The organism is Paenibacillus nasutitermitis, from assembly GCF_014641075.1.
GTDB classification, from domain to species: Bacteria; Bacillota; Bacilli; order Paenibacillales; family Paenibacillaceae; genus Paenibacillus_Z; species Paenibacillus_Z nasutitermitis.
The window spans coordinates 868933-885511 of the sequence record NZ_BMHP01000002.1 but is presented as its reverse complement, the minus strand read 5'-3'; the positions used below and the strand labels follow the sequence as shown (position 1 = coordinate 885511).

Annotated in this window: 19 protein-coding genes; all 19 read left to right on the top strand. The window is 53.3% G+C overall.

All coding sequences use genetic code 11. From position 1 onward, the window contains the following. Nucleotides 1-25 precede the first annotated feature (25 nt). The 19 genes from IEY46_RS14190 (at nt 26) to trpA (ending at nt 16530) form a co-directional block, all read left to right on the top strand. A complete protein-coding gene (locus IEY46_RS14190) occupies nt 26-586 on the top strand; it encodes a hypothetical protein (protein ID WP_188992646.1) in 561 nt (186 codons plus the stop codon). Between the two features lie 131 nt (nt 587-717). After that, a complete protein-coding gene (locus tag IEY46_RS14185) occupies nt 718-1587 on the top strand; it encodes a heptaprenyl diphosphate synthase component 1 (protein ID WP_188992645.1) in 870 nt (289 codons plus the stop codon). 8 nt (nt 1588-1595) lie between these two features. Next, complete coding sequence (locus tag IEY46_RS14180) at nt 1596-2315, top strand: demethylmenaquinone methyltransferase (protein WP_188992644.1); 720 nt, start codon at nt 1596-1598, stop codon at nt 2313-2315. Further along, nucleotides 2312-3187: a UbiA-like polyprenyltransferase gene (locus tag IEY46_RS14175; RefSeq protein WP_188992643.1), complete on the top strand. Its 876-nt coding sequence runs from the start codon at nt 2312-2314 to the stop codon at nt 3185-3187. The genes IEY46_RS14180 and IEY46_RS14175 overlap by 4 nt, the downstream gene beginning before the upstream one ends. Continuing rightward, complete coding sequence (locus IEY46_RS14170) at nt 3181-3843, top strand: UbiX family flavin prenyltransferase (protein ID WP_188992642.1); 663 nt, start codon at nt 3181-3183, stop codon at nt 3841-3843. The genes IEY46_RS14175 and IEY46_RS14170 overlap by 7 nt, the downstream gene beginning before the upstream one ends. Next, entirely contained in the window at nt 3806-4666 is an 861-nt protein-coding gene (locus IEY46_RS14165) for a menaquinone biosynthetic enzyme MqnA/MqnD family protein (protein ID WP_229750289.1), read from the top strand. The genes IEY46_RS14170 and IEY46_RS14165 overlap by 38 nt, the downstream gene beginning before the upstream one ends. Further along, complete coding sequence (locus tag IEY46_RS14160) at nt 4663-5634, top strand: polyprenyl synthetase family protein (RefSeq protein ID WP_188992640.1); 972 nt, start codon at nt 4663-4665, stop codon at nt 5632-5634. The genes IEY46_RS14165 and IEY46_RS14160 overlap by 4 nt, the downstream gene beginning before the upstream one ends. Nucleotides 5635-5721: 87 nt before the next feature. After that, a complete protein-coding gene (ndk, locus tag IEY46_RS14155; RefSeq protein WP_188992639.1) occupies nt 5722-6165 on the top strand; it encodes a nucleoside-diphosphate kinase in 444 nt (147 codons plus the stop codon). Nucleotides 6166-6202: 37 nt separating this feature from the next. Then, the gene (locus IEY46_RS14150) at nt 6203-6988 is read left to right on the top strand and encodes a CheR family methyltransferase (RefSeq protein ID WP_308422798.1); all 786 of its coding nucleotides are present in this window, start codon (nt 6203-6205) and stop codon (nt 6986-6988) included. 65 nt (nt 6989-7053) lie between these two features. Continuing rightward, nucleotides 7054-7221 (top strand): hypothetical protein, encoded by a 168-nt coding sequence (locus IEY46_RS14145; protein WP_188992637.1) that lies wholly within the window; start codon nt 7054-7056, stop codon nt 7219-7221. A 196-nt stretch (nt 7222-7417) separates the two neighbouring features. Beyond that, a complete protein-coding gene (gene aroC / locus IEY46_RS14140) occupies nt 7418-8587 on the top strand; it encodes a chorismate synthase (RefSeq protein WP_188992636.1) in 1170 nt (389 codons plus the stop codon). Between the two features lie 8 nt (nt 8588-8595). Further along, on the top strand, nt 8596-9699 hold the full coding sequence (gene aroB / locus IEY46_RS14135) for a 3-dehydroquinate synthase (RefSeq protein ID WP_188993830.1): 1104 nt from the start codon (nt 8596-8598) through the stop codon (nt 9697-9699). Next, nucleotides 9696-10064, top strand: coding sequence for a chorismate mutase (gene aroH, locus IEY46_RS14130; RefSeq protein WP_188992635.1), 369 nt, complete (start codon nt 9696-9698; stop codon nt 10062-10064). The genes aroB and aroH overlap by 4 nt, the downstream gene beginning before the upstream one ends. A gap of 350 nt (nt 10065-10414) precedes the next feature. Continuing rightward, nucleotides 10415-11965 (top strand): anthranilate synthase component I, encoded by a 1551-nt coding sequence (gene trpE / locus IEY46_RS14125; protein ID WP_188992634.1) that lies wholly within the window; start codon nt 10415-10417, stop codon nt 11963-11965. Beyond that, nucleotides 11952-13022: an anthranilate phosphoribosyltransferase gene (trpD, locus tag IEY46_RS14120; RefSeq protein WP_188992633.1), complete on the top strand. Its 1071-nt coding sequence runs from the start codon at nt 11952-11954 to the stop codon at nt 13020-13022. The genes trpE and trpD overlap by 14 nt, the downstream gene beginning before the upstream one ends. Then, complete coding sequence (trpC, locus tag IEY46_RS14115; protein ID WP_188992632.1) at nt 13009-13803, top strand: indole-3-glycerol phosphate synthase TrpC; 795 nt, start codon at nt 13009-13011, stop codon at nt 13801-13803. Before trpD ends, trpC begins: the two co-directional genes overlap by 14 nt. Continuing rightward, the gene (locus IEY46_RS14110; RefSeq protein WP_188992631.1) at nt 13803-14522 is read left to right on the top strand and encodes a phosphoribosylanthranilate isomerase; all 720 of its coding nucleotides are present in this window, start codon (nt 13803-13805) and stop codon (nt 14520-14522) included. Before trpC ends, IEY46_RS14110 begins: the two co-directional genes overlap by 1 nt. After that, on the top strand, nt 14519-15715 hold the full coding sequence (gene trpB / locus IEY46_RS14105; protein ID WP_188992630.1) for a tryptophan synthase subunit beta: 1197 nt from the start codon (nt 14519-14521) through the stop codon (nt 15713-15715). The genes IEY46_RS14110 and trpB overlap by 4 nt, the downstream gene beginning before the upstream one ends. Further along, on the top strand, nt 15712-16530 hold the full coding sequence (gene trpA / locus IEY46_RS14100) for a tryptophan synthase subunit alpha (RefSeq protein WP_188992629.1): 819 nt from the start codon (nt 15712-15714) through the stop codon (nt 16528-16530). Before trpB ends, trpA begins: the two co-directional genes overlap by 4 nt. Nucleotides 16531-16579: the final 49 nt, after the last annotated feature.

The window sequence follows — 16579 nt, the reverse complement described above, 5'->3', positions numbered from 1 at the left end:
TTTCATTTGCGGAGGCGATCTTGGCATGTCCCTGTGGAAAAGGCTGATCCTTGCATCTTCAATAACCTTGGCAGTAACGGTTCTGTTAACCGCGATTCCAACCATGCGGCCAAACGGGTCACAGCAAAGAGGAGACATCGCAGTATTCCGTGTGACACCTATAAAGCGTTTGTCGAGCGATAATCTGGTCGACTCGATGATCGGTCTTCAGCTTTCGCTGGCGATCAAAAAAGCAGCCTGGAATCAGGCAGTCCTTTCCGTTGATCTGGCAGTTGATGACAAGGGCGGCGCCAATCGCGTATGGGCTGCCGACCTCCAGAGACTGCTTGAGCTGGCTTTTGTGCGGACGGATAATGTGAACCGCGTGTTGGTGCGTTTTGTGGAGCCGAAGTTGTCTGGAGGCGTCACAGCCGCCTCACCGGCGACAATTCTGGCGGCTGTGGATGTCAGGAAGAACGATGAATGGCTGGCTTCCGGTCTGACGGATTTGGCGGAGACGGATCTGCTGTCAAGTGCGGAGTGGAGGCAGAGGCTTCGCTTATCTGTTTCCCAGGAAGGATTCAATCGTTTGGGCCCGGCTGCCTGAGTGTTGTCACCGCAGTCAAAGCGCCTACTTTCGTCAAGGCGGACTTGTAGCGAAAAACTTGACATAATGCTATAATTATTTAGATTATAGAACAGCACGGTAATCGCTGATCTGTCCGGAGGCTTGACCTTATGAAATCTTACAGAATACCCGAACTAGCCAAAAAATACGCGGATCATGAGATGATTCAGACGTATACGGAGCTGCCGGAGTTTCCCGATTCGCGGATTCGGCTGCTTTTCGCTTTTTTGACCAATCAGAAGGCGCCTTTTCAACATAGTGAGCTATATTCGTTGGTTGTTTCGCTTGTACAGCTCGGCATGGATACGCATGATTTGATTGATTCCGATTCCGGCCATGTACCTGAACGCGAAATGCGCTCACGCCAGTTGAAGGTGCTTGCCGGGGATTACTTCAGCAGCCGGTTTTATCATTTGCTCGCACAGGCCGGGCAGGTGGATATGGTCAAGCGGATCAGCGAAGGCGTTTGCGAAGTCAACAAGCTTAAAATGAATTTGTACGTGAAGATGAAGCAGCTTCGGGTGACTGCTGAGGATTATCTGGACCAGTCCATTGGACTGAAGACGGAATTGTTCCGGGTCTTCACCGATATGCTGGATGATGAGGCAATTACAGATTGGCGGGAGCTATTGCAGGGCTTTGGCCGGTGCGAGGTGCTTGTGGAAGAGCTTGCCCGCAGCGAGAAGCCGGAGCGTTTCGGCGGAAGCTGGGGTTATTGGCATGTCCTGGAAGAAGGCAACGAGGAAGAGAAGCGCAAGCTTGTCGAGAAGTCCGGGGATTTGCCTTTCGCGTCCGCTCTTCTCGCCAAATACGATATCCGCAGTATGCTCGCCGGCAAATTAAAGCAATCCATATCCCATGTCCTGTCCTATTCATCCAAGCTTGATCCCGAGAAGCTCATGCGCGAGCTGATACAGATCGGCGAATCATTCCAGCGGCCGCTCATTGCTGCGGTATCCGTTCATGGCGAGAGAAGGTGATCATAGAAATGCAATCCAAATCCAAAGAAACGTATGTACACGATGTGTTCGAGAACATCGCTCCCAAATATGATTTGATGAACGATTTGCTCAGCTTCCGCAGACATAAAGCCTGGCGAGCCTTTACGATGCGCAAAATGAATATGCAGCCAGGCGAGACGGCAATCGATTTATGCTGCGGCACCTGCGACTGGACGATATCGCTCGCCCGAGCAAGCGGGACTGGCAAGATGGTAGGCCTGGATTTCAGCCGCAACATGCTGGATTTCGGTCAGCAGAAGGTTGATAAAGAGAACCTGAACAACCAGATCTCGCTTATACAGGGGAATGCGATGGAGCTGCCTTTCGAGAACAACCGGTTCGATTATGCGACCATTGGCTTCGGGCTGCGCAATGTTCCGGATCTTGTACAGGTGCTCAAAGAAATGCAGCGCGTCGTCAAGCCTGGCGGACAAGTTGTCTGTCTGGAGCTGTCCAAGCCCACCTGGCAGCCGTTCAAATCGATCTATTATTTTTATTTCGAGCGCATATTGCCGAATCTGGGCAAGCTTGTCGCCAAACGTTATGAGCAATACAAATGGCTGCCGGAGTCGCTGAAGGCGTTCCCGGACCAAAACCAGCTGGCGGCTGTATACCGTGAGATTGGTCTCCGAGACGTTCGCGCGTTCCCGCTGACCGGCGGTATTGCCGCGCTGCATATCGGAACGAAGGGAACAGAGGAAGCATGATTCGCAAATTTGGTATTTTTCTCGAAATGATTAAGGTGGAGCATACGATATTCGCCCTGCCGTTTGCTTTTATCGGCGCCTTGCTTGGTGCGGTATTTATGGAAAACAGATTGCCGGAATGGAGCGAGATCGGCTGGGTTCTGCTGGCTATGGTCGGCGCAAGAAGCGCTGCTATGGGACTTAACCGGGTGATCGACCGGGTGATCGACAAGAAAAATCCGCGCACAGAGAAACGGGCCATTCCTGCGGGTTTGCTCAAAACCGGTGAAGTGATGCTCTTTATCGCGATTTCCTTCATTGTGCTGTTTTATGCCGCAGCAAAGCTTAATCCCTTGTGCATCAAGCTGATGCCTATTGCCGTTCTGATGCTCGTTCTTTATTCGTATACGAAACGGTTCACCTGGCTTTGCCATCTTGTTCTGGGACTAACGATCGGCCTTGCGCCGCTGGGCGCCTGGGTAGCCGTAACCGGTGAGTTCGCCTGGCCGGCTTGGGTCCTCTTCACTGCAGTCGTATTCTGGCTTGCCGGTTTTGACGTGATTTATGCGTGCCAGGATTTTGATTTCGACCGCAAGGAGGGCGTCCATTCCATACCCGCCCGCTTTGGACTTGCCGGCGCTCTTGTGCTGGCGCGGATATTCCATCTGATTACAGCCGCCTGCTTCCTGGCTTTATTCTGGATGACTGATTTGAGCTGGGGCTACCTGCTCGGCGTCGTGATTGCCCTTGGTATTCTATTTTATGAGCATTTGATTGTGAAACCTACGGATATGAGCCGCGTACAGACCGCTTTTTTTACGATGAACGGAGCGCTCAGCATTACGCTGTTCGGCTTTACGTTCATTGACCTGATGGTGCTGCACCAATGGTAAAAGTCCGCACCCCGGAGGTGCGCAAACGGTGGATCGTCGGCATTACGGGGGCCAGCGGCTCGGTATATGGCATCCGTCTGATTGAAGCTCTTGCCGCCGCCGGGCTGGACGTGCACCTGGTCATAACGGAGGCGGGCTGGCGTGTTCTCAAAGAGGAGCTGGGATGGGAAACTTCCCGCAGACCGGCGGCGCTTGAAGCGAAATTCAAGGCGCTGCTTGATGCCAAGCAGCTCATTTTTCACCCGAACGCCGACATTGGTGCTGTTATCGCCAGCGGTTCTTACCGGGTTGAGGGAATGATCATCATGCCCTGTTCGATGGGGACGCTTGCTTCTATCGCGCACGGGAGTTCCAATAATTTAATGACCCGCTCTGCGGATGTGATGCTGAAGGAAGGGCGGAAGCTGCTGCTTGTTCCCCGCGAGACGCCACTGCATGCGATTCATCTGGAAAACATGCTGACTTTGGCAAGGCTCGGGGTGAAACTCATACCAGCCATGCCGGCCTTTTATAATGGACCGCAAACGGTAGCTGATATGGTGGATTTCCTGGTGGGAAAAGTATTGGATCAGCTGCCGGTTGAACATAATTTGTACAGAAGATGGGGAGATGAGCAGCATGGGCCTAAATCGCCCGATCACCATCGGACGCATTGACTATACGAACGTCTGGCCAATATTTCATTATGCGGAGGATCTGCTGCCGGCGGATCGATTCGTTATTGACAGAAGGGTGCCCTCGGCGCTGAATGCCGCGATGCAGCGGGGGGAGATCGATATCACCTCGATGTCATCTTATGCTTACGCGCAGTATGCGGATCATTTTCTGCTGCTGCCGGATTTGTCCGTGAGCGCCAAAGGGCGCGTCAATTCCATTTTGCTCATCACGAAGGAACCGATGGAGAAGGTGTTGGGCGGTACGATCGCGATGACCTCTACATCGGCCACCTCGATCAATTTGCTGAAAATCCTGATGTCGATGTATTATCAGGCATCGCCTGCATTTATCACGATGGAACCGTCGCTGGATCAAATGCTCGGGAGCGCGGATGCGGCTCTGCTGATTGGGGACACGGCAATTACCGCTTCCTGGAGAAGCGAAGGATTTACGGTTATCGACCTTGGCGAGCTGTGGCGCAACTGGACCGGCTGCGGGATGACCTTTGCTTTGTTTGCGGTCCGCAAGGAAGTGGCGGCGGCCGATCCGCAGGCGGTGTCGCAGGTCCTGCAAGCTTTAACGGCCAGCAAAAGCCGGAGCTTGAAAGATACCGGTCCGCTTGTTCATAAAGCGATGGCGCAGCTGGGCGGAACCGAAGCCTATTGGCGCCAATATTTTCAAGGCTTGACCTATAACTTCGGAACGGAAGAGCAGAGAGGCTTATCGCTCTATTTTGAATATGCCCGATCACTTGGCCTGCTTGACCAGGATGTCCGGATGGAGTTTTTTGTAGACCATACTGCCCTACAGGTGAACGAATGAAACTACTTGATTTATATGCCAAAATGAAAAGCGATCTCGATGTTCTCGAAGGCAAGCTCGCGCAGAGCGTCACATCAGATCATTCTCTTCTGAGCGAAACATCCACCCATCTGTTGAAAGCCGGCGGCAAGCGCATTCGTCCCATTTTTGTGCTGCTTTCCGGTAAATTCGGCGATTACCGGCTGGATACGCTGGAGAAAATCGCAGTGTCGCTGGAGTTGATTCATATGTCGTCGCTTGTTCATGACGATGTGATCGACAACGCCGAAACGCGCCGTGGACAACTGACGGTAAAAAGTAAATGGGACAACCGGATCGCCATGTATACCGGCGACTATATTTTTGCCAAAGCGCTTATTACCGTGACGGAGCTCAAAAATCCGCTGATTCATCAAATTTTGTCCAAAGCCATGGTGCAAATGTGCATCGGTGAAATGGAGCAGATCCGCGACTTTTTCAACACCGGTCAGTCGGTCCGGGAATATTTGCTGCGGATCCGCCGCAAAACGGCGCTGCTGATTGCCGTCAGCTGCCAGCTCGGGGCGATTGCGTCGGGGGCGGAGTGGTCGGTAGCCAATAAATTGTACCGGTTCGGTTACAATTTTGGCATGGCCTTTCAAATCAGGGACGATTTACTGGATTTGCTTGGGACCGAGAAACAGATCGGCAAGCCGCCCGGCTCCGATATCAGGCAAGGGAATATTACACTTCCTGTTCTGCTTGCTCTGCGGGAAACCGGCCGCGAACAGCTGCTTTCCGAATTGGCTGAAATTCGTCAGTCGGATGGAGCAGGGGATACGAGAAAAGCGTTGAACATTATACGTAAGAGCGCAGGCATCCGGACATCAGAAGGACTGGCCAACCGTTATATCGCCAAAGCCATTCATGCGCTCGCCGAATTGCCGGATATTCCTGCCAAGAAGAACTTGACGGATATCACCCATTTCGCTTCCAAACGGAATTATTAAGGATGCCTGAAGTCTAGTCTCTGGCCTTCTTCGTTAGCGGGGGGCGTAACATGATGCACGAATATTTTTAGCGAGGAGGAGTTTATGATGGAAAAAACATTTTTGATGGTCAAGCCCGATGGTGTTCAGCGCGGATTAATCGGTGAAATTGTATCCCGCTTCGAGCGGAAGGGGTTAAAGCTGGTTGCGGCGAAATTTATGAGAATTTCACCGGAGCTTGCCGAGCGCCATTACGCGGAGCATATCGGCAAACCTTTCTTCCCGCCGCTGGTTGATTTTATTACGTCCAGCCCGGTATTTGCCATGGTGTGGCAGGGGGATAACGTCATCGCGCTGACGCGTGCGCTTATCGGCAAGACGGATTCCATCGCGGCGGCCCCAGGCACCATTCGTTCGGATTACGCCGTACATACGAATTTCAATCTTATTCACGGATCGGATTCTCCTGAAAGCGCGGAGCGGGAAATTGGCATTTTCTTTGAGCCTCACGAGCTTGTGGAATACGAACAGATTATTCAGAACTGGATTTAACCTATCAGCAGAGCAGCGGGCAGCGGGGGTATGACGGTTGGAAGATATGGATTTCATACAATTTGCAAGGAAGATTAAAGACAAGACAGAGATCGATTTGTCGCAATACAAAGAGGCCCAAATGAAACGGCGGCTGACCACGCTGCGGCAGAAACACGGTTTTGACACGTTTGCCGCATACTGGAAAGCGATCGATACCGACAAAAAACTGATGAATGAGTTTCTTGACCGCATGACGATTAACGTTTCCGAGTTTTGGCGGAATCCGGGCCGATGGGAAGCTGTAGAGAAACGGTTTATACCGGACATGCTGCGCGGCGGAGGTCGCATCAAGCTATGGAGCGCGGCTTGCTCCACCGGCGAAGAGCCTTATACACTCGCTATGATCGCGGCGGAGCTGGGCGCGCTTGACCGCATCTCCATTCTGGCAACCGATCTGGATCAGCTTGTTTTGGACAAGGCCGCTCCGGGCCTTTACCATGAAAGATCAGTCCGGGATGTGCCAAAGAGCTATCTGCAGAAGTATTTAACCAAGCAGGATGCGGATCATTACGTTGTTAATGACCGGTTGAAGAAAGCGATCACCTTCAAGCAGCAGAACTTATTAAACGATCCATTTGATCGTCAGTTCGATATGATTGTATGCCGCAATGTGATGATCTATTTTACGGAAGAAGCCAAACATCAGCTCTATCATAAATTTTCGCAGGCGCTTCGTCCCGGCGGGCTGTTGTTTGTCGGCAGCACGGAGCAAATTTTCACACCTTCCCAGTATGATTTTGAGACAGTAGAAACATTCTTTTACCGCCGCAGACTGCTGTAAAGGTATAACGTTATCCAACTTCTCCAATACTAACTTATAGAAACAGCAGCGTTGGAGGTTTCATGATGGACAAGCGGAAAGTCATTGCAGCATACAAGCGGGGGTTTATTAATGTTCAGGAGTGTGCGCAGATCCTGGGCATCGATACCGCCCAATTCTCCGGATTGATGAGCGATCCTTACTTGTCAACGGATCCGAATACAAGGCAGGACAAGAAATCCGTAAATAGCTAGGATAAGGCAAGAGAAGCCGCTTGCCGCGCTGTTCATAAGCGCGGCAGGCGGCTTTTTGCATTTCCAGTAAAGCCCCGCAATTCCTTGTCAAACCGGCAAGGCTATACTATAATGAGCAAAGATATTTGGGCTTGAACCAAAGAGGAACTTATGGTCGCAAGACTCTCGATGTTCGGTTTGAAAGGGGAACATATACATGACTTTACGTTATTTGACAGCAGGTGAAACTCATGGTCCGCAGCTGACAGCGATTATTGAAGGGCTGCCGAGCAACCTGCAATTGGATTTTGAAGAATTGAACTTTCAGCTGCATCGCAGGCAGAAGGGCCATGGCCGCGGCCGCCGCATGCAGATCGAGAAAGATACCGCTAACATTGTAGGCGGCGTGCGCCATGGCAAGACAACCGGCGCACCTGTAGCGCTTGTGGTGGAGAACAAGGATTGGAAACATTGGACGAGCGTGATGAATATCGAACCCATTGAAGGGGGAGACGAGGAGAAACGCAGAGTTCATCGTCCGCGTCCTGGCCACGCCGACTTGAACGGCGGACTGAAGTATAATCTGAAGGATCTGCGCAATGTTCTGGAGCGCTCAAGCGCCAGGGAAACTGCGGCTCGCGTGGCCGTTGGTGCGGTCGCGCGGCAGTTTCTGTCCGCATTCGGCATCAAGGTCGCAGGTCAAGTGATACGCATCGGGGAAGTCGAAGCCCCTGCAAACAATCTGCCGGTCGACGAGCTGATTGCTTTGACTGAAGAGTCGCCTGTGCGTGTAGTCGATAAGGTAACGGAATCGAAGATGACCGCCTATATCGATCAAATCAAGCTGGAGGGCGATTCAATTGGCGGTATCGTCGAGTGTATCGTCGAAGGCGTTCCCATTGGGCTCGGAAGCTATGTGCAATATGACCGCAAGCTTGACGGTCGAATTGCCCAGGCGGTGGTTTCGATTAATGCCTTCAAGGGCTGCGAGGTCGGGATCGGCTTTGAAGCAGGCATTATGAAGGGATCACAGGTTCATGATGAAATCCTGTATACACCGGAGAGGGGCTATCACCGCGCATCGAACCGTCTGGGAGGTTTCGAGGGCGGGATGACTAATGGCGAGCAGATTGTGGTCCGCGGCGTTATGAAGCCTATCCCAACGCTCTACAAGCCGCTCCAGAGCGTTGATATCGATACGAAAGAGCCATTCACGGCCCAGGTGGAACGTTCGGACAGCTGTGCCGTGCCGGCAGCCAGTGTGGTGATGGAGCATGTCGTCGCCTGGGAAGTCGCCAAAGCGTTCCTGGAGAAGTTCGGAGGCGACTCCATGGAAGAGATCCGCGCCAATTATGACAACTACCTTGCGCAAGTGGGGCGATACTAATGAACGCGATGCGCGAATTGAGCGTTGAACTGGGCGAGCGCTCCTACCCGATCTTCATCGGGGAAGGGCTGCTGGAGCAGGCTGGGGAGCTGTTTGAGAAGCAGGGGATCGGCAAGAAATCGCCGGTGCTGATTGTAACGGACGAGCATGTGGCCGTGCGCCATCTGGACAAGCTCGTGGACGTTCTCCAGAGAAGCGGATATCAGACCGAATCCGCCGTTGTGCCTCCCGGCGAGACGTCGAAGTCTCTGGCTGTTTTTGAGGATCTGATGACCAAAGCGCTGCAGGCCGGCCTTGACCGGAAATCAACGATCGTTGCGCTGGGCGGCGGCGTTGTCGGGGATCTGGCAGGCTTTGTGGCGGCTTCGTATATGCGCGGCATCAAATTCGTGCAGGTACCGACTACGATTCTTGCGCACGACAGCAGTGTCGGAGGCAAGGTTGCGGTCAACCATCCGCAAGCAAAAAATATCATCGGCGCTTTTCATCAGCCCGAGCTTGTTCTCTATGATTTAAATACATTGCAAACCTTACCGGCGCGTGAAGTAAGTGCCGGTTTATCGGAAGTCGTCAAGCATGGATTGATCTGGGATTCGGAATTTGTCCAGTGGTGCGACGACCATGGGGATCGCCTGCTTGCTCTTGACCCGGAAGCGCTGGGTTACGCGCTCTACAAAGGATGCACTGTCAAAGCGGCTGTCGTGTCGCGGGACGAGAGGGAGAACGACCTGCGGATGATTCTGAACCTGGGGCATACGATCGGCCACGCGCTGGAAGCTGTTGCCGGTTATAACGAGCTGCTTCACGGGGAAGCCATTTCCATCGGAATGGTAGGATCTGCGCGGCTGGCCGTGGAGCTGGGAGCACCGCAGGAGGTGCTGACGGTCACCAAACGCGTACTGTCGCGGGTGGGTCTTCCGGTTCGTCTTCCGGAACATTTGGATACCGACCGGATCATGGAAGCGATGATGCATGACAAAAAATTTCTTGAGGGCACGATGATCTTTATTGTTCCAACTGCAATCGGGCAGGTGGAAATCAACAAATCCGTATCCACGGAGCTCGTCAGAAAAATCGTGGAACAATTGAAACAGGAGGCCGTTCAAGCATGAGTGTACGGGGAATCCGCGGTGCCATTACGGTAAATGCCAATGAAGAAGGACCGATTTTAAAAGCAACTCTGGAACTGCTTAACGGCATTGTAAATGCCAATGGGCTTGATCCGCATGATATTTGCAATGTGTTCATTACCGTTACACAGGATCTGGATGCGACCTTCCCGGCCAGCGCGATCCGCCAAATGGCCGGTTGGGAGCTGGTGCCGCTTATGTGCGCGCTCGAAGTGCCTGTCAAAGGAAGCCTGGAGAAATGCATCAGGCTGATGGTATTGGTCAACACCGACAAAACCCAGCAGCAGATCGAGCATGTTTATTACGGCGGTGCGCAGGCTCTGCGCCCTGACTTATCCAGGCCGTAAGCGGTAGCTAGCAGATTTTTTGCTGAATTAGCGCTCTATTGTCAAGTACCGATATTGACGGTACATAATGGCTGGTGTATAGTGATGAAATACAATAATGCAAGAGACAGAGCAGAGCTGAGCAATGGCAGCGTTTATGTTGTCAGATGAGATGAGTAGAGCTGAGAGTAGTTCAAGTACAGACACGATTTCAAGCAGGATGAGTCGTTCATTTGTCATGCCGATGCGGCTGACCTTGAGCAGACAAGGCCTTCTGATTCGCGTTCCAGCACTCATGTTCCATCTTCCGACATGAACACTCCTGCTACGGCGGGAGTTTTTTTATTTTACGTTAAAGAGGAGAGATTGACATGAATCAGGAGCTGCAGCAGGTCATTCGGCTTGCAGGAAACTACAACTTGATCCCCATCGTACGCAATGTAATGGCGGATACGGAGACGCCAATCCGGTTGTTTCAGCATTTTTACAAGGAGCGCAGGGCGTTCCTGCTTGAAAGCGCGGAGGGAGGCGTGAAGTGGGCGCGTTATTCCTTTATTGGAACCGATCCTTTCATGATCGTCCGTGGGAAGAATGGGGAAATGGTAGTGGAGCAGGGGGGCAGGGAACAGGTCCTCCGCGATAAGCCGATCGAGCTGCTGAAAGCTCATTTGCGTTCGTTCCGGAGCCCGTCCATCGCGGAGTTGCCCCCGTTCACAGGCGGCGCCATCGGCTTCTTCGGTTACGATTTGCTGCAATATTACGAGAAGCTTCCCCCTCATCGGATCGATGACATGAATATGAATGATATGCAGTTTATGTTTTGCGATCAGATCATTGTGTTTGATCATTTCAAGCAACAGATCCAGGTTATCGGAAATGTGCATATTCCGGAAGCGGCCACGGATACCGTCATCGCGCAGGCCTACGAGGAAACGCTCGGCAAGATGGAGTCGGTAATTGAACGCATTCAACAGCCGCTGCCTACGCAGCTGATGGCTGGAGGAACTATTCCGTCCGATCCGGATCTTGGCGAAGTCGCCTCCAATCTGACCCGGGAACAATACATCGCGAATGTCGAGCAGGCGAAGGAATATATCCGTTCCGGCGACGTGTTTCAGGTGGTGCTATCCCAGCGGTTCAGCATTGAAACCGATGTCGAACCTCTTCATGTGTACAGAATGCTCCGGAATATGAATCCTTCACCTTATATGTATTATTTGAAAATGGATGACGAAGTGATCGTCGGCACCTCGCCGGAAGCGCTGGTCAAGGTGGACGGCGACCGTGTGGAGACAAGACCAATTGCCGGTACCCGTCCGCGCGGCAGGACAGAGGAAGAAGATCAGCAGCTGGAAGTGGAGCTGCTTGCCGATGAGAAGGAACGGGCGGAGCATATGATGCTTGTGGACCTCGGACGCAACGATATCGGACGCGTATCCCAATTCGGCAGTGTCCATTGCGATGTACTGATGGATATTGAACGTTACTCCCATGTCATGCATATTGTTTCAAACGTGTCAGGCAAATTGCGCGAGGATAAGGATTTCTTCGATGCGTTCATTTCCTGCATGCCTGCGGGCACTGTATCCGGTGCTCCCAAGCTACGCGCCATGGAGATTATCGCTGAGCTTGAGAATGAAGCTCGCGGCGCCTATGCCGGTGCGATCGGTTACCTCGGTTTTGGCGGCAGCCTGAACACCTGCATTACAATCCGTACGCTCATATTCAAGAACGGCAAGGCTTATGTGCAAGCTGGCGCAGGGATTGTATGGGATTCCATTCCGGAAAATGAATACCAGGAGACCATTAACAAGGCCAAAGCGCTGCTGAAAGCCGTTCGCGCTGCCGAAGCGGTGTTTTCCGCTCCCGAGCGGGGCGTGAACATGATCAATACGGATTATTACGCCAATGCGAAAGGGTGAGCGAAGCGTGGGAAACGAAATAATATCCATTCAGCGTGCGCTGGCAGCGATCATTGCCGGCAATGATTTGTCCCGTGAAGACGCAAGATCGGTTATGAGCATTATTATGAACGGCGAGGCCACGGATTCGCAGATCGGCGCAGTCGTTACAGCTCTGCGTATGAAAGGCGAGACCAAGGAGGAAATTACCGGCTTCGCCGAGGTGTTGCGCTCCCACTCCAACCGGGTGCAAACCGTTCAGGAAGGGCTGCTGGATACCTGCGGGACCGGCGGCTCCGGCATTCATAAATTCAATATATCCACAGCTTCGGCGATGATCGCATCGGCGGCTGGTGTACGGGTTGCCAAACACGGCAACCGGGCGATGTCGGGGAAAGCAGGCAGTGCGGATGTTCTGGAGGCGCTCGGCGTACAGATTAATTTGACGGCTGACCAGGCGGCTAAATGTCTGGATGAGATTGGCATATGCTTCATGTTCGCCCAGTTATATCATCCTTCAATGAAACATGCAGCGGCAACGCGCAGGGAAATTGGATTCCGCACCATATTCAATATGCTGGGACCGCTGACCAACCCGGCTGGAGCGGACCGCCAACTGTTGGGACTCTATGATATCGCGCGCACGCCGACCGTCGCGCAGGTGCTCGGGGAGCTGGGAGTCAAGCGGGCGATGGTTGTCAGCAGTCTCGACGGGCTGGATGAAATCAGCGTATCCTCGGCAACCCAAGTTTCCGAGCTTGCTGATGGAGTCGTCCATACGTATGAAATTACCCCCGAGGAGCTTGGACTTCCACGGCATGAGTTGAGCGAGATCGTCGGCGGAGATGCGGATGTGAACGCATCTATCATCCGGCGGATCTTTAAAGGCGAGGAACGAGGCGCTTACCGCGATATTGTCCTTGCCAATGCCGGTGCTTGCATGTTTATGGGCGGCGCTGCTGAATCGCTGCCGTTAGGAGTAGCGGCGGCAGCGGCGATCATTGATTCCGGAAAGGCGGCGGCCAAGCTGCAGCAATTAATTGAAATGACGGGAGAGCTTGCTTATGTTTCTGGATAAAATCGTAGCTTCCAAACGTAAAGAAGTCGATGATTTGGCTGAACATTTTTCAATAAATGAATATGAACGCATGATTGCCGAGCTTCCTCCCTGCAAAGGGTTCGAGAAAACGCTGGCACGCCGTACCCATCGCCCCGTAGGATTGATCGCGGAAGTGAAGAAGGCTTCTCCCTCCAAAGGGGTTATCCGGCCTGATTTTCATCCCGTTGATTTGGCGCTTACTTACGAAAAAGCAGGTGCCGACTGTATTTCCGTCCTGACGGATGCCGATTATTTTCAAGGCCGCAATGAGTTTCTGACCGACGTCAGAGCCGCTGTGAAGCTGCCTCTGCTGCGCAAGGACTTCATCGTTGATTATCGTCAGGTCTATGAGACCCGCGCAATTGGAGCGGATGCCATATTGCTGATAGCCGCTATTCTGCGTCCTACTTTGTTGTCCGAGCTGCATGATCTGGCCAAGTCGATTGGCCTTGATGTTCTGTTTGAAGTACATGACCGGGAAGAGATGGAGTCGGTTCTTGGTCTGGGCAAGGCGACCTTGGTTGGTATAAACAACCGCAATTTGCAAACCTTCGCGACGGATTTGAAAACAACTGAGCATCTTATTGATCTGGTTCCGCCTGGCGTGACGGTTATAAGCGAAAGCGCGATTTCATCGCCGCAGGATATTGCGTACCTGCAATCGGTAGGAGCCAGAGGCGTTCTGGTAGGCGAATATTTCATGCGGCAGCCCGATGTGGGTCAAGCCGTTGAGCAGCTCATGGGACCGGTGAGTAATTAATGAGCGGGAAAACAGGGCAGACAGGCGGTACCCGGGTGAAAATTTGCGGCTTGCGCGATGCCGGAACCATTCGTCTCATGGATGGTTTGCCTGTGGATGAAATCGGCTTCGTATTTGCCGCCAGCCGGCGGCAGGTTGAACCGGAGCTGGCTGCCGATTTATTGGAGCAGGTCCGGGGGCTGCACACGCCAGCCGGCAAAGCGCCAAGAACAGTAGGTGTGTTTGTTGACGCGGACCTGGAGTCCCTCCGCGAGACTCTCGCCATTGCACCCCTTGATGTGGTACAGCTGCACGGCAACGAGACTCCGGAGTTTTGCGCTGCTGTCAAGGCGGAGCTGGGCGTTGACGTATGGAAGGTGCTTGGTGTTCTCGAGGATAAGCAGCAGCGGACGGGCGAAGCTGGCGAAGAAGGCGGGCATGCCGACGGACCGGGCCGTCTTGCGGCTTACCGCGGCGCGGTAGACGCGATTCTGATCGATACGGCGGGCGGCGGGACGGGCCGTTCCTTTGCCTGGCATGTCATAGACGGCTATCGCACTGCGGCTCGTGAGATCGGCGTGCCTCTGTACGTGGCAGGAGGACTGTATCCCGATAATGTTGGGCAGCTGCTTGGGATTTACTCGCCGGATGGCGTGGACGTCTCAAGCGGAGTGGAGACGGACGGATTGAAAGATATAGAGAAAATCAGGCTTTTTGTGGAAAGGGTGAAGGGAATATGAACCAGGTCCCGGATGAAAAAGGGCGTTTCGGCCAATTCGGAGGACGGTATGTGCCGGAAACACTGATGAACGCGCTTCTGGAATTGGAAGAAGCCTATAAACATTACGCCAAGGATCCGGAGTTTATCGCTGAAATCAATGATTTGCTAAACAAATATTCCGGCCGTCCGACGTCGTTGTTCTATGCGGAGCGGCTGACCAAACATCTTGGCGGAGCCCGGATTTATTTGAAGCGCGAGGATTTGAACCATACCGGCGCACACAAGATCAATAACACCATCGGACAAGGCGTGCTTGCCAAACGGATGGGCAAGACCAAGATTATCGCCGAGACCGGCGCGGGCCAGCATGGCGTCGCATCGGCGACGGTAGCCGCTTTGCTGGGGCTGGAATGCAAAGTATTCATGGGGGAAGAGGATACCAAGCGGCAGGAGCTGAACGTATTCCGGATGAAGCTGCTCGGCGCAGAGGTCGTTCCGGTCATGTCCGGCACGCGAACGCTCAAGGATGCCTGCAACGAGACATTACGCTATTGGGTCAGCCATGTTGATGACACCTATTATATTCTCGGATCCGTCACCGGTCCTCATCCATACCCCATGATCGTTCGCGACTTTCAGCGGATTATCGGCGACGAGTCCAGGGAACAGATTCAGAAGGAAGCGGGAAGATTGCCTGATTACATCGTCGCTGCAGTTGGTGGAGGCAGCAATGCAATCGGTATGTTCTACCCGTTTATCGGCGACGAATCGGTTAAGCTGATCGGAGTGGAAGCGGCAGGAAAAGGCGTGGATACGGACGAGCATGCAGCTACGATGACCAAAGGACGGCATGGCGTGTTCCAGGGGTCGCTCAGCTATGTGCTTCAGGATGAATATGGGCAGGTGCAGCCGGCCCATTCCATCTCGGCAGGGCTGGATTATCCCGGTATCGGACCCGAGCATGCACATCTGAAGGATACGCAGCGCGCCCAGTATGTTCCGATCACGGATGCTGAAGCGCTGGAGGCCCTGCAGCTGCTATGCCGCACGGAAGGCATTATACCGGCGCTCGAGTCGGCCCATGCCATCGCGGAAGTTATGAAGCTTGCACCTACGCTCAGCCCTGACCAAATTATTGTCGTGAGCCTCTCCGGCCGTGGCGACAAGGACGTACAGGCTATAATGGGATATTTGGGAGGTGAGCTGGCTTGAACAGCACCAATCGTATTGACATTGCCTTCGAGACGCTGCGCAATCAGGGGAAAACAGCTCTGATTCCTTTTCTGACAATCGGGGACCCGGATCTTGGGACCTCCGTTGAAATTATTCAGACACTGGAGCAGGCAGGCGCGGATATGATCGAGCTTGGAGTGCCGTATTCCGACCCCCTGGCTGATGGACCGGTTATTCAGCGCGCTTCGGAGCGTGCCCTGAAAAACGGAAAGGTTACACTCGCCAAGGTCGTGCAGGTGGCCGAAACCGCACGCGAAGCCGGCGTTCAAATTCCTTTTATTCTGTTCTCTTACTTTAATCCGATCCTGCAGCTGGGACTGGAATCGTTCTTCCGTCTTATATCTGATAAAGGCATCAGCGGCCTGATCATTCCCGATCTGCCGATTGAGGAGGACGGGGAGGTCAGGACGATGGCGGAGCAGGCCAATATCCATCTCATTCCTCTGGTGGCGCCTACTTCGGATGACCGGGTCGCGAGGATTGCCAGCAAAGCGCGCGGTTTTGTCTACTGCGTATCGTCACTTGGCGTCACAGGAGTCCGGGCGGATTTCCACCAGGGCATCAACGAATTTCTGGCAACGGTCCGCAATAATTCGAGCGTGCCAATCGCGGTCGGATTTGGAATTTCCAGCCGGGAACAGGTGCAGCGTTTTGAAAAGCAGGCTGACGGCGTCATTGTCGGCAGCGCGATCGTCCGCAAAATCGAAGAGGTGCTGCCTCTCCTTCACGAACCGCAGACCAAAGCGGAGGGCCTTGAGCAGATTCGTGCTTTTGTCTCAGCGCTTAAAGGTTAAGAACGATAAATGAAGCAAATCCCGCAGACCGCCGCATCAGCCTGATGCG

Excerpts from the sequence above, each read along its gene's own strand:
- IEY46_RS14190 (WP_188992646.1), top strand. The coding sequence starts at position 26 with ATGTCCCTGTGGAAAAGGCTGATCCTTGCATCTTCAATAACCTTGGCA.
- IEY46_RS14185 (WP_188992645.1), top strand. The coding sequence starts at position 718 with ATGAAATCTTACAGAATACCCGAACTAGCCAAAAAATACGCGGATCAT.
- IEY46_RS14180 (WP_188992644.1), top strand. The coding sequence starts at position 1,596 with ATGCAATCCAAATCCAAAGAAACGTATGTACACGATGTGTTCGAGAAC.
- IEY46_RS14175 (WP_188992643.1), top strand. The coding sequence starts at position 2,312 with ATGATTCGCAAATTTGGTATTTTTCTCGAAATGATTAAGGTGGAGCAT.
- IEY46_RS14170 (WP_188992642.1), top strand. The coding sequence starts at position 3,181 with ATGGTAAAAGTCCGCACCCCGGAGGTGCGCAAACGGTGGATCGTCGGC.
- IEY46_RS14165 (WP_229750289.1), top strand. The coding sequence starts at position 3,806 with ATGGGCCTAAATCGCCCGATCACCATCGGACGCATTGACTATACGAAC.
- IEY46_RS14160 (WP_188992640.1), top strand. The coding sequence starts at position 4,663 with ATGAAACTACTTGATTTATATGCCAAAATGAAAAGCGATCTCGATGTT.
- ndk (WP_188992639.1), top strand. The coding sequence starts at position 5,722 with ATGGAAAAAACATTTTTGATGGTCAAGCCCGATGGTGTTCAGCGCGGA.
- IEY46_RS14145 (WP_188992637.1), top strand. The coding sequence starts at position 7,054 with ATGGACAAGCGGAAAGTCATTGCAGCATACAAGCGGGGGTTTATTAAT.
- aroC (WP_188992636.1), top strand. The coding sequence starts at position 7,418 with ATGACTTTACGTTATTTGACAGCAGGTGAAACTCATGGTCCGCAGCTG.
- aroB (WP_188993830.1), top strand. The coding sequence starts at position 8,596 with ATGCGCGAATTGAGCGTTGAACTGGGCGAGCGCTCCTACCCGATCTTC.
- aroH (WP_188992635.1), top strand. The coding sequence starts at position 9,696 with ATGAGTGTACGGGGAATCCGCGGTGCCATTACGGTAAATGCCAATGAA.
- trpE (WP_188992634.1), top strand. The coding sequence starts at position 10,415 with ATGAATCAGGAGCTGCAGCAGGTCATTCGGCTTGCAGGAAACTACAAC.
- trpD (WP_188992633.1), top strand. The coding sequence starts at position 11,952 with ATGCGAAAGGGTGAGCGAAGCGTGGGAAACGAAATAATATCCATTCAG.
- trpC (WP_188992632.1), top strand. The coding sequence starts at position 13,009 with ATGTTTCTGGATAAAATCGTAGCTTCCAAACGTAAAGAAGTCGATGAT.
- IEY46_RS14110 (WP_188992631.1), top strand. The coding sequence starts at position 13,803 with ATGAGCGGGAAAACAGGGCAGACAGGCGGTACCCGGGTGAAAATTTGC.
- trpB (WP_188992630.1), top strand. The coding sequence starts at position 14,519 with ATGAACCAGGTCCCGGATGAAAAAGGGCGTTTCGGCCAATTCGGAGGA.